Source organism: Actinomadura sp. 9N215, from assembly GCF_044326345.1.
GTDB lineage: Bacteria > Actinomycetota > Actinomycetes > Streptosporangiales > Streptosporangiaceae > Spirillospora.
In genome coordinates this window covers 158060-170315 of record NZ_JBIRBA010000017.1, presented here as the reverse complement: position 1 = coordinate 170315, position 12256 = coordinate 158060, and the positions used below count along the sequence as shown (strand labels likewise).

At 71.0% G+C, this 12256-nt stretch carries 9 protein-coding genes; 4 read left to right on the top strand and 5 right to left on the bottom strand.

Features of this window, described 5'->3' with window-relative positions; genetic code table 11:
• From nuoL to ACH34T_RS26785, 4 genes are all read left to right on the top strand, one after another.
• Entirely contained in the window at positions 1-1917 is a 1917-nt protein-coding gene (gene nuoL, locus ACH34T_RS26800) for an NADH-quinone oxidoreductase subunit L (RefSeq protein WP_396023674.1), read from the top strand.
• Positions 1914-3494, top strand: coding sequence for an NADH-quinone oxidoreductase subunit M (locus ACH34T_RS26795; RefSeq protein WP_396023673.1), 1581 nt, complete (start codon positions 1914-1916; stop codon positions 3492-3494). Before nuoL ends, ACH34T_RS26795 begins: the two co-directional genes overlap by 4 nt.
• Complete coding sequence (gene nuoN, locus ACH34T_RS26790; RefSeq protein ID WP_396023672.1) at positions 3491-5086, top strand: NADH-quinone oxidoreductase subunit NuoN; 1596 nt, start codon at positions 3491-3493, stop codon at positions 5084-5086. The genes ACH34T_RS26795 and nuoN overlap by 4 nt, the downstream gene beginning before the upstream one ends.
• A 138-nt stretch (positions 5087-5224) precedes the next feature.
• Positions 5225-6139: a polyprenyl synthetase family protein gene (locus ACH34T_RS26785; RefSeq protein ID WP_396023736.1), complete on the top strand. Its 915-nt coding sequence runs from the start codon at positions 5225-5227 to the stop codon at positions 6137-6139.
• 23 nt (positions 6140-6162) lie between these two features.
• On the opposite strand, the gene ACH34T_RS26780 is transcribed toward ACH34T_RS26785, so the two are convergent.
• The 5 genes from ACH34T_RS26780 to ACH34T_RS26760 all read right to left on the bottom strand — a co-directional run bounded on the left by ACH34T_RS26780 (position 6163) and on the right by ACH34T_RS26760 (position 12242).
• Entirely contained in the window at positions 6163-6777 is a 615-nt protein-coding gene (locus ACH34T_RS26780; RefSeq protein ID WP_396023671.1) for a GTP-binding protein, read from the bottom strand.
• Positions 6758-7204: a DUF742 domain-containing protein gene (locus ACH34T_RS26775; RefSeq protein WP_396023670.1), complete on the bottom strand. Its 447-nt coding sequence runs from the start codon at positions 7202-7204 to the stop codon at positions 6758-6760. The genes ACH34T_RS26780 and ACH34T_RS26775 overlap by 20 nt, the downstream gene beginning before the upstream one ends.
• Positions 7201-7626: a roadblock/LC7 domain-containing protein gene (locus tag ACH34T_RS26770; protein ID WP_396023669.1), complete on the bottom strand. Its 426-nt coding sequence runs from the start codon at positions 7624-7626 to the stop codon at positions 7201-7203. The genes ACH34T_RS26775 and ACH34T_RS26770 overlap by 4 nt, the downstream gene beginning before the upstream one ends.
• Entirely contained in the window at positions 7623-10286 is a 2664-nt protein-coding gene (locus ACH34T_RS26765; protein ID WP_396023668.1) for a nitrate- and nitrite sensing domain-containing protein, read from the bottom strand. Before ACH34T_RS26765 ends, ACH34T_RS26770 begins: the two co-directional genes overlap by 4 nt.
• 285 nt (positions 10287-10571) lie before the next feature.
• Positions 10572-12242: a prenyltransferase/squalene oxidase repeat-containing protein gene (locus ACH34T_RS26760; protein ID WP_396023667.1), complete on the bottom strand. Its 1671-nt coding sequence runs from the start codon at positions 12240-12242 to the stop codon at positions 10572-10574.
• Positions 12243-12256: the final 14 nt, after the last annotated feature.

The following is a 12256-nucleotide window of genomic DNA, read 5'->3' as shown; positions in this document are numbered from 1 at the left end:
ATGAAAGCGGAAGGCATCCAGGCCGCGTCCTGGCTCCTCATCGCGCTCCCGCTCGCCGGCGCGGCGATCCTCCTGCTCGGGGGGCGGCGCACCGACAAATGGGGGCATCTGCTCGGCGTCACGATGTCGGTGGCGTCGTTCGCGGTGGGCGCGGCGATGTTCGTCCAGATGCTCGGGTACGAGGCCGAGGAACGGCGCCGCACCCTGCACCTGTGGGACTTCATCGACGTCGGCTCGTTCAAGGTCGGCATGGACCTGCTGGTGGACCCGCTGTCCATCAGCTTCGTCCTGCTGATCACCGGCGTCGGGTCGCTGATCCACATCTACTCCGTCGGCTACATGGCCGAGGACCCCGAGCGCCGCAAGTTCTTCGCGTACCTGAACCTGTTCGTCGCGGCGATGCTGCTGCTGGTGCTCGGCGACAACTTCCTGGTCATGTTCCTGGGCTGGGAGGGCGTGGGCCTCGCCTCGTACCTGCTGATCGGGTTCTGGCAGTACAAGCCGACCGCCGCGACCGCGGCGAAGAAGGCGTTCGTCGTCAACCGCGTCGGCGACATGGGGCTGATCGTCGCGATCGCGCTGATGTTCGCCACGTTCGGGACGGTCGGCTACGGCCCGATCCTCGGCACCGGCGCGGAGCATGTGGGCCTCGCGTCCCAGCTCAGCACCAACACCGCGACGGCGATCGGGCTGCTGCTCCTGCTCGGCGCGTGCGGCAAGTCGGCGCAGCTCCCGCTCCAGTCCTGGCTGCTGGACGCGATGGAGGGCCCGACCCCCGTGTCGGCGCTCATCCACGCCGCGACGATGGTGACCGCCGGGGTGTACCTGATCGTCCGGGCCGGGCCGATCTTCGAGATGTCCGACACCGCGCAGCTCGTGGTGACGATCGTCGGCGCGGCCACGCTGCTGTTCGGTGCGATCATCGGGTGCGGCAAGGACGACATCAAGAAGGCCCTCGCCGGGTCGACGATGTCGCAGATCGGCTACATGCACCTCGCCGCGGGCCTCGGCAAGGCCGGCTATGTCTTCGCCATCGCGCACCTCATCGCGCACGGCTTCTTCAAGGCGGGCCTGTTCCTCGGCGCCGGGTCCGTCATGCACGGCATGAAGGACGACGTGAACATGCGCCACTACGGCGCGCTCCGCACGGTGATGATCATCACCTACGCGACGTTCGGGCTCGGGTACCTCGCCATCATCGGCTTCCCCGGCCTGTCCGGCTGGTTCACCAAGGACGGCATCATCGAGGCCGCCTACGACAAGGGCGGCACGTCCGGGATGATCCTCGGCTCCTGCGCGCTGATCGGCGCCGGGATCACCGCGTACTACATGTCGCGGGTGATGTTCATGACGTTCTTCGGCGAGAAGCGCTGGGACGAGGACGCCCACCCGCACGAGTCCCCGGCCGTCATGACGTGGCCGCTGATGCTGCTGGCGGTCGGCTCCGTCTTCGCGGGCGGATTCCTGATCCTCGGCGGGTTCTCCGACTTCCTCGAACCGGTCGTCGGGGCGCCCGAGCACGCGCACGAGTTCAAGCCGCTCGCCGCGCCCGGCATCGCGACCTTCGTGCTGATGATCATCGGCGCGGCGATCGCGTGGCGGCAGTACGGCAGCCGGAAGGTGCCGCGCGAGGCGCCGAAGGGCTCGTTCGTCACCGTCGCTGCCCGCAAGGACCTGTACGGCGACGCGCTCAACGAGTCGCTGCTGATGCGTCCAGGGCAGTGGCTGACCCGGCTCGCGGTCTGGTTCGACGGGCGCGGCGTCGACGGCGCCGTCAACGGCACCGCCGCCGGGATCGGCGGGACGTCCGGCCGGTTCCGCCGCGTCCAGACCGGCTTCGCCCGTTCCTACGCCCTCTCAATGTTCTGCGGCGCCGCCCTCGTGGTCGCCGCCCTGCTGGCGGTGAATATCTCGTGAACGACTTTCCCTGGCTGAGCGTCCTCATCGCGCTGCCACTGGCGGGCGCGGTGCTGCTCAGCGTCATCCCGCGTGAGCGGGAGGCGCTGGTCAAGCAGTTCGCGCTCGGCGTCTCCCTCGTCGTCGCGGTCCTCGCCGGTGTGATGGCGGCGGGCTTCGACGCGGACGGCGCCCGCTTCCAGTACGACGAGAAGTACTGGTGGATCAAGGAGTTCGGCGTCCACTGGGCGGTCGGCGTCGACGGCGTCGCGCTCGTGCTGATCCTGCTGTCGGTGATCCTCGTCCCGCTGGTCATGCTGGCGTCCTGGACGGAGGCCGACCGCTCAGGCGGCGTGGACGTCCCCGCCAAGCGCTCGGTGAAGACGTACTTCGCGCTGCTGCTGACCCTCGAAGCGGCCATGATCGGCGTGTTCGCCGCGACCGACGTGTTCCTGTTCTACGTCTTCTTCGAGGCGATGCTCATCCCGGTGTACTTCATCATCGGGTACTACGGCGGCGCGCAGCGCTCCTACGCCGCGGTGAAGTTCCTGCTGTACTCGCTGCTCGGCGGGCTGCTGATGCTCGTCGCGGTGATCTGGCTGTACCCGCTGTCGAGCAAGCCGACGTCGGAGGGCGGTCTCGGGCACGGCACGTTCATGTTCGACGAGCTGGCCCAGATGAACATCGACCCGACGACCGCGAAGTGGCTGTTCCTCGGCTTCTTCGTCGCGTTCGCGATCAAGGCGCCGATGGTGCCGGTGCACACCTGGCTCCCGGACGCCGCGCAGCAGTCCCCGCCCGGCGCGCTGGTCCTGATCGTCGGCGTGCTCGACAAGGTCGGCACGTACGGGATGCTGCGGTTCTGCCTGGAGCTGTTCCCCGGCGCGTCCAAGTGGGCGACGCCGGTCGTGCTCGGGTTCGCGGTGCTCAGCATCATCTACGGCGCCGTCCTCGCGATCGGGCAGGTCGACCTGAAGCGGCTCATCGCGTACACGTCGGTGTCGCACTTCGGGTTCATCGTGCTCGGCATCTTCGCGATGACGTCGCAGGGCCAGTCCGGCGCGACGCTGTACATGGTGAACCACGGGTTCTCCACCGGCGCGCTGTTCCTGGTCATCGGGTTCATGATCGTCCGGCGGCGGTCGGCGAAGATCTCCGACTACGGCGGGGTGCAGAAGGCGGCGCCCGTTCTCGCCGGGACGTTCCTCGTCGCGGGCCTGTCCGGGCTGTCGCTGCCCGGCCTGTCCACGTTCGTCTCGGAGTTCCTCGTGATCGTCGGGACGTTCGACCGCTACAAGTGGGCCGGTGCGGCCGCCGTCAGCGGCGTCGTCCTGGCGGCGATCTACATCCTCTGGATGTACCAGCGGACCATGGGCGGCCCGAAGGCCCCCGCCGTCGAGGGCATGAAGGACCTGAACGCCCGCGAGAAGTGGGCCGTCGCGCCGATCATCGCGATCATCGTGGCGATGGGCGTCTTCCCCCAGCCGGTGCTGAACGTGATCAACCCGTCGGTGAAGGAGACCCTGGTGCGGGTCGACAAGCACGACCCGGCGCCGGACATCACCGGTAACGTCGCCGAGAACGGAGCCCGTCCATGAACACCGGCGCTCAAGGGGCCATGGTCCTCGCGCAGGGAGGTGACATCCCCGCGCCGCACATCGAGTACGGGCAGATCGCCCCGATGCTGCTGGTCTTCGGCGTCGCCGTCGCCGGCGTGCTCGTCGAGGCGTTCGCCGGCCGGACCTGGCGCTACTACCTGCAGGTGCCGCTCGCGTTCCTCGGCCTCGCCGGCGGTTTCGCCTGGACGGCGGCGCTCGCCTGGCGCGACGACCCGCACCACGTCGCCGCCGAAGGCGCCCTCGGCGTGGACGGCCCGACCCTGTTCCTCCAGGGCACCATCCTGATCCTGGCGCTCGTCAGCCTCCTGCTGATCGCCGAACGCGGCGACGGACGGGCCGGAGCGGTCGGCGGGCACTTCGCCGCGCAGGCGTCCGCGCTGCCGGGCAGCGAGGCCGAGCAGCGCACCACGCAGGCGGGCGTCATCCAGACCGAGGTCTTCCCGCTGATGATGTTCGCCGTCGGCGGGATGCTGATGTTCCCGGCGGCGAACGACCTGCTCACGATGTTCGTGGCGCTGGAGGTCCTGTCGCTGCCGCTGTACCTGCTGTGCGGGCTCGCCCGCCGCAGGCGGCTGCTGTCGCAGGAGGCGGCCGTCAAGTACTTCCTGCTCGGCGCGTTCTCCTCGGCGTTCTTCCTGTACGGCGCCGCGCTCCTGTACGGCTACGCCGGGTCGGTCCGCCTGTCGGACATCTCCGCGCAGATCGGCAAGGACGCCGGCAACGAGACGCTGCTCCTCGCCGGGGCCGCGCTGCTGTCGGTCGGGCTGCTGTTCAAGCTCGGCGGCGTCCCCTTCCACATGTGGAAGCCCGACGTGTACCAGGGTGCCCCGACGCCGATCACGGCGCTGATGGCGTCCTGCACGGTCGTGTCCGCGTTCGGCGCGATCTTGCGCGTCTACTACGTCGTGTTCGAGACCCTCGAATGGGACTGGCGGCCGTTCATGTGGGGTGTGGCCATTCTCACGATGGCCATCGGCTCGATCATCGCGATCACCCAGACCGACATCAAGCGGATGCTGGCGTACTCGTCGATCGCGCACGCGGGCTTCCTGCTCATGGGCGTGATCGCCTCGTCCCCGGACGGCCTGTCGAGCACCCTGTTCTACCTGCTCGCTTACGGGTTCACGTCCGTCGGGGCGTTCGCCGTGGTCACGATGGTGCGGGACGCGGGCGGCGAGGCCGGGCACCTGTCGCGGTGGGCGGGGCTCGGGAAGCGGTCCCCGGTCGTCGCTGGCGTGTTCGCCTTCTTCCTGCTGGCTTTCGCGGGCATCCCGCTGACCAGCGGGTTCACCGGGAAGTTCGCGGTGTTCAAGGCGGCCGTGGAGGAGGGCGCGACGCCGCTGGTGATCGTCGCGGTGATCTCGTCCGCCGTCGCCGCGTTCTTCTACGTCCGGGTGATCGTCGTCATGTTCTTCAGCGAGCCCGACGCCGACGGGCCGGTCGTCGTGGCCGGCCCGGCCACCGCGGTCGCGGTCGCGCTCGGCGCGACGGCTACTGTGGTACTCGGCGTGCTCCCACAGCCCGTTCTGGACCTTGCGGGACAAGCCACGACCCACATGTTCGTCCGGTAGGGAGAGTCCTGGGTGAGCCACCCGTCCACTGAGAAGCCCGGCGGGCCGGCCTCGGAAGAGTCCGGCCCGTTCGGGCTTTCCCTTGACACGGCACTCGCGGCCGACGCCAAGGAGCGCCTCGCCGACGTCGAGGCCCTCCTGCTGGACTGCGTGCGCGGCGAGGACCCGCTGCTCTCCGACGCCTCCAAGCACCTCCTCGAAGCGGGCGGCAAGCGGTTCCGGCCGATGCTGGTGCTGCTCGCCTCCCACTTCGGCGAACCGTCGGCGCCCGCCGTCATCCCGGCCGCCGTCGTCGTCGAGCTGACGCACCTCGGCACCCTCTACCACGACGACGTGATGGACGAGGCGACCGTCCGCCGCGGCCAGCAGTCCGCCAACTCCCGCTGGACGAACACCGTCGCGATCCTCACCGGCGACTACCTGTTCGCCCGCGCGTCCGACCTGCTCGCCGACCTCGGCCCGGACGCCGTCCGCATCCAGGCCCGCGCGTTCGGACGGCTCGTCCGCGGCCAGATCCAGGAGACCGTCGGGCCCCGTCCCGAGGCCGACCAGCTGGAGCACTACCTCCAGGTCGTCGCCGACAAGACCGCGTCCCTGATCGCCGTGTCCGGCCACTTCGGCGCCCTCCTCGCGGGCGCGTCGCCGCAGATCGTGCGGACGGTCACGTCCGCCTGCGAGAAGATCGGCGTCGCGTTCCAGCTGTCCGACGACATCCTGGACATCGCGTCCGAGACGGAGGAGTCGGGCAAGACCCCCGGCACCGACCTCCGCGAGGGCATCCGGACCCTGCCGATGCACCACGTCCTCGCCGGGCTCGGCTCGGGCCCGGACGACGCCCGACTGCGCGAACTCCTCGTCCAGGACCTCACCGACGACGCGCTCCACGCCGAGGCCCTCGCGCTGCTGCGCGCCCACCCCGCCATGGACCGCGCCCGCGACGACCTGCACCGCTGGGCCGAGGACGCCCGCGCCGAGCTCCTCACCCTCCCCGCCATCCCGGCCCGCGACGCCTTCACCCACCTCTGCGACTACGTCGTCTCGCGGACGGGCTGACCCCGGGCCGGGCCCGGGCGGGCTCAGGCGTTCTGGGGCTGCGGTTCCCCGGTGAGGCCGCGGTACTTCATCGCGTGCAGGACGAGGTCGATGAGGACCTGCTTGCACGAGTCGAGCCGGCGGGCGTCGCAGAGCATCACGGGGACCTTCGAGCCCAGGTTGAGGGCCATCTCGATCTCCGCGAGGTCGTACTGCTTGGCGCCCTCGAAGCAGTTCACGGCGACGACGAACGGCGTGTTGCGGCGCTCGAAGTAGTCGACCGAGGGGAAGCAGTCGGACAGCCGGCGCGTGTCGGCGAGGACGACGGCGCCGAGCGCGCCGAGCGCGACCTCGTCCCACATGAACCAGAAGCGCTTCTGGCCGGGGGTGCCGAAGAGGTAGAGGACGTACTCGTCCCGCATCGTGATGCGGCCGAAGTCCATCGCGACGGTCGTGGTGTCCTTGCGTTCGACGCCGGCGACGTCGTCCACGCCGACGCCCTGGTCGGTGAGGAGTTCCTCGGTGCGCAGCGGCGCGGTCTCGGAGACCGTGCCCACCATCGTGGTCTTGCCGACCCCGAATCCGCCCGCGATCACGATCTTGACCGCGGTGGGGAGCCGGCGGGCGCGCACATCGCGTCTAGAGGGCCCGGAGACCATCGATCACCGCCTTGTAGAGCCTGATGTCGTGCATGTCCGCCTCCGGTTCCGGTTCCTGCAGGGAGACGAACCCCTTGTCGAGCAGGTCGCCGAGCATCACCCGCACCGTTGCGACGGGAAGGTCGAGGTGGCCGGTGAGCTCGGCGACCGACATCACGTTCTGGCAGAGCCGGATGATGGCCAGATGCTCGGGCCCGAGCCCGATCGCGGTGTCGGGTTCCACGCCGACCGCGACCACCAGCGTGATCAGGTCGAAGCTGCCGCGGGACGGCTCGATGCGGCCGCTGGTCATCACGTACGGGCGGACCATCGGCCCGGCGCTCTCGTCGAGCCAGCGTTCGGGGGCGTCCGGCTCCGCCGGCGCCGCGGGCGGTGCCGGGGGGTCCTCCGCCCAGAAGTCGGGCGAGGGGTCCTCGGGGGGCATCATGTGGCGCGTCCCTCCGCGGCGCTTTCCGTCCGCGACGGGGACGTCAGATGGTGGCCCATCGCCGTGACGAGCATGGCCATCTCGTAGGCGGTGAGGCCGACGTCGGCGTCCTCCGTGGCCAGCACCGCGAGGCAGGCGCCCTTCCCGGCCACCGTCACCAGCAGGTACGCCGACTGCATCTCGACGATCGTCTGCCGGACGGGCCCGCCGCCGAACCGGGTCCCGGCGCCCTTGGCGAGGCTCTGGATCCCGGCGGCGACGGCGGCGAGGTGCTCGCCGTCGTCCTGTGACACGCCCGCGGACGAGGCCATCAGCAGGCCGTCCGCCGACAGGACGACCGCGCTGCGGGCGTGCGGCAGCCGGTGGACCAGATCGTCCAGCAACCAGCCCAGATCGGATGAGGAACCGGTCTTCTGCGTCACTGATCTTCCTCGCCTTCCGCTGCGTTGGTGCCGAGGGGTGTGCCGCGCCGGTCCGGACCGCTCTCGTCCGGACCGCTCTCGTCTGCGCCGCCCTCGTCTGCGCCGCTCCCGTCTGCGCTGCTCTCGTCCAGGCCGCTCTCGTCCGACTGGGCCGCGTCGGAGCGGCCCTGCCGGGTGCCGCGCTGGTAGGAGCCCATGATCCGCTGGATCTCCTCGGGGGAGCGGCCGGGGTCCTCGTCCTCCGGCCCCTCGTCGACGACCGGCTCGTCGGTGCGCAGGGGCTCGGCAAGGTTCGCCTGCGGCACCCGGACGGGCAGGCCTGACGGTGTGATGGAGATGTCGGGCACGGGCGACCGGTCCTCCGGCTCGTGGGTGGCGGGGTGCCCACCGTCTCCGGGAGCGGGTCCGTCGCTGCCGGGGCGCACGCCGTGCCCCGCGGGCGGTTCCGTCTCGGATTCGTCCGGGCCGCCCGGTTCGGCGGGAGCGCCCGGTTCGGTGGGAGCGGTGTGGCCGCCGACGGCGCCGTCGCCGGGCGGCGGGACCGCCACGAGCGACGGGCCGGCGGGCTGCGGGCCGGTGTTCGACGAAGTGGGCGACGTGGGCGAGGTCGGTGGGGTGGCGGCCGGGAGCGCCGCCGCGGAACTCGGCGATGCGGACCCGGACGGCAGCGACGCGGACGCCCCGGAGCGCCCGCCCACGGACGCGCCGACCGCGGTCGGCTGCCGGACTTCCAGCCCGTTCTGGGTCGTGGTCGCGGCGAGGGACGTCGGCGCCGGGCTCTGTTCGACGATCAGTTCCCTGGGGATGACGATGACGGCGGTGGTCCCGCCGTAGGCGGAACGCTTCAGCGAGACCTGCAGGTTGTACCGCTCGGCGAGCCGGCTGACCACGAACAGGCCGAGCTGGACGGAGCTCTGCAGGTTGAAGTCGGGCGGGTCGGCGATCCGCGCGTTGATCTCGGTGAGCTTCTCGTCGGTCATGCCGAGCCCGCGGTCCTCGATGTCGATGGCGAAGCCGCTGGCCACCAGGTGCCCGCCGACCTGCACGACGGTCTCCGGCGGGGAGAACGACACCGCGTTCTCGATCAGCTCGGCGAGCAGGTGGGTGAGGTCGCCGACGGCGCGTCCGGCCAGCTCGACCGGCCCGAACGGCAGCACGGTGACGCGGGTGTAATCCTCGACCTCGCCGACGGCGGCGCGGACGACGTCCACCATCGGGACGGAGTTGCGCCACCCGCGGGCGGGCAGCGCGCCGGACAGCACGATGAGGTTCTCGGCGTTGCGCCGCATCCGGGTCGCGAGGTGGTCGAGCCGGAACAGCTCCTCCAGCTCCTTGACCTCGATGTCGCGGCGGCGCTCCATGGTGTCGAGCATGGTCAGCTGGCGGTGCACGAGGGTCTGGGTGCGGCGCGCCAGGCTGAGCAGGACGTCCCGGATGCCGCGGCGCAGCTCGGCCTGCTCGACGGCGGTGCGGATCGCGGTCTCCTGGACGGCGTTGAACGCGTGCCCGACCTGCCCAATCTCGTCGCTGCCGAACTCCAGCGGCGGCGCCTCGACCGCGACGTCCACCTTCTCGCCGTGCCCGAGTCGCTCGACGACCCCGGGCAGCCGCTGCTCCGCCAGCTCCCACGCCGCCCGCCGCAGCCGCTCCAGCTGCCGCACCAGCGCACGCGCGGTGGTGATCGACACGACGACGGACGCGATGACCGCCAGCAGCCCGAGCCCACCGGCCAGCAACAGCCGGATGATCACACCGGTGGCGATGGGGGTGGCGCGGTCGACGAGGCGGTCGCCGGCCCCCTGGATCTGCTCGCGCATGTCGGCCAGGGCGGGCGCGGCCGCGGCGTCCCACTGCTCGGCGGTGACCGGGGGCCGAGCCGCGGCGCGCGCCTGCTTCGCCGTAGTGTTCGCCGTCGTGCTCGCCGTCGTGCCGACAGCCGGACGGCTGTGCATGATCTGGTTTTCGAGAGCCTCGACGCGGTTCAGCCCCGCGTTTTCCGTCAATCCCTGAAAGAGGCCAGCGTCCGATTCCTGAACGGAGGCGAGCGCCTGCTCGGTGTCGAGCCGCCGGGCGCCGACCGTCTGCGTGAACGCGACGAGGTCCGCCTGGGTGATGCGGCCGGACGCGAGCGAACCCGCCATCAAGGCGTCTTCCCGCGAAAGCAGTTCCCAGCTGCGGTTGAGCGCGATGAGCGTTCGGGTGTCGCGCGCGAAATCCTGGTCGTCCAGGGTGGCGAGTGAATCGTAGACCTGGAAAATGGCGTCGTTAATCTCGGTGTAAGCGGAAGCGACCCTGTCGCGGTCGCCTGCCCCGGTGTCGACGCGCCGCCGGGTCGCGTCGACGGTCTTCAGGCGTTCGAGCATGTCGTCGACGCGGCGTTCCAGGGTGTCGCTGCCGAACCGGCCGACGTTGGCGCCCTCCGCCAGCCGGATCGCCTCCGTGCGCGTCTTGTTCGTCTGCGTTCGCTGTGCGTCCAGTGCGGACCGGGACGTCGCGCTCGGCCTCGCCATAAAGACCATTGACAGCCTGCGCTCGCGCTGCAGATCGGACAGCAAAGGGTCGGACGGCTGGGCGAGGGCTGTGTCCAGCGCGCTGACGCCGAGCAGATTAAGGCCGTCGCGAAGCGTCACCCAGGCGGCGAAGACCCAGAGCGCCGTCAAGGAAAGCAAAAGAGCCGTGATTTTGATTCTAAGGCGCGAGTTGCGGAAACGCATGACTATCGCCCCAACAATATGCGAATTGGTCCGCAAGCCGCGGATGCCCGGGTAAGTCAGCGCGGATTGCGTGAGGGAAGGTGCAAGGGCGACGTCCGGCCGCCGTTCCATACGACGTAGAAGACTAGCAACATGACCATACCCCCTCAAGGTGAATCGTCGACTACAGGTACTTTGTCGCGTTTGAGGGGTATGTCGGGGTGTTGCGTCGGCTGAACCGTGTGGCGGAATTCACCTCGGCGAAACGCCGGCGTCCGTGCCCGTCCTCGTGCGCGCGAGATGCAGCGCGCCCAGGACGGCCGCCCGGACGATCGCCGACGGCCTGTAGAGGTCCTTGTCGTGCCAGAGCGCCGGCTCGTCCGCGCGGTCGTCCTCCGTCCCGGCCAGTGAGCGCACAAGATGAGGGACGGCCCGGTCGACGGCGTCCCGGACGCCCATGACCTCCCGCGAGCGGCCGGTCATCAGGAGAAGCTGGACCGCGTAGGCCGTCTCCTCCGGCGTCCCTCCCCAGCGGCCCCACATCCCGTCCGGCCGCTGCGTTTCCAGGGCCCAGCGTCCGGCCGCGTCGACGGCCGCGGACGACGCGGTCCCGCCGAAGCACGCGAGCGCGATGCCGGCGCAGGCCGTGGCGTAGTAGGGGGAGGCATGCCAGCGGTCCGACCAGCTCCCGTCCGCGCGCTGCTGCTCGCGAAGCCACCCGGACACTTTCGCGACAGCCGCGGTACGGCGGCCGCGGTCCGCGCCGCCCGGACCGGACGCCAGGTACTGGCCGAACGCCTCCAGGACGTGCGCGTTCGTGGTGACCGACGCGCCGTCCTCGCCCTGCCACGTGCAGAAGTGGGTGTCCAGCTCGTAGGCGAAGAGCGGGTCGGGCGAGTGCGGCGCGCCGAGCAGGGCCAGCGCGTAGAGGGCGCCTGCGGTGGTGTCGGCGTCCGCGGGCAGTCCCGCCGCCGCCGGGGTCCCCGCCGGGCCGAGCGGCGCGGTCAGGCTGAGGACGAGCCGCGGCGGAACGGCGAACGGCACGCCCGCGCGGGTCAGCCACGCCAGCACCCAGCCGCGCTCGAAGACCGTCAGCGGGAATCCGCACGGCACCGGCCCGCCGTGCTGCTCCACCACGGTCTCCAGGTACCAGCGGGCCGGGCCGTTCGGATCGTCCGGCCGCCGTCCGAGCCAGGCGGCGGCCGCGGCCGGCGACGCGCCGATCGTGCCGGTCGGCTCGGGCCTCAGCCGCCGCAGCCCGGCCGCGTCGTCGCCCGCTATCTCCACCGCGTGCATCAGCTTCTTCGGCACCTCCGCGCCCGACAGGAGCAGCGCCCGGACGAAGTCGAGCTTGGTCGCGTCCATTCCCGCGGGCGGCCCGAGCCGCCGCCCCGCCCACGCGCCGAGCCCCGGCACCGGACGGTCGGCCAGCCGCTCAAGCGACGCGTTGATCCGGCGGGTCAGGGCGGGTGCCGTCAGCTCGATGGCGGGGAGATCGGGGACTTCGAGCGACGAGGCGGCCGGGCCGCACATCCGGTCCGTGAGCGCGCGCAGAGCGCGGTCGACCGAGCACGCCAGCCGTTCTCCGCCGGTGCCGGTCTCGCGATCGCCGCCTCGCCGGGGTCCCGTGCCCGCCTGTTCCGGCGCGGCCTGCTGCGGCACGGCTTGTTCCGGTGCGGCCTGTTCTGGGGCGGTCAGTTCCGACAGGAGGGCCTCGGTCGCGCTGAGCGTGGGGACGAGGGCGTACCCGTCGTCCGGGACCCCCCATGCACCGTCCGGCCGTTGCGTTTCCAAGAGGAAGTCGACGCGCTTCTCATGGCCGCTGAGCCATGGCGTGAACGTCACCACACGACCGGTCTCGTACACCGATGGCGAGACCTGTCCCCAGGGGTGGGAGACCAGGCCCTCGATGAGGTCCCGCACGGCGCCGGCCGTGT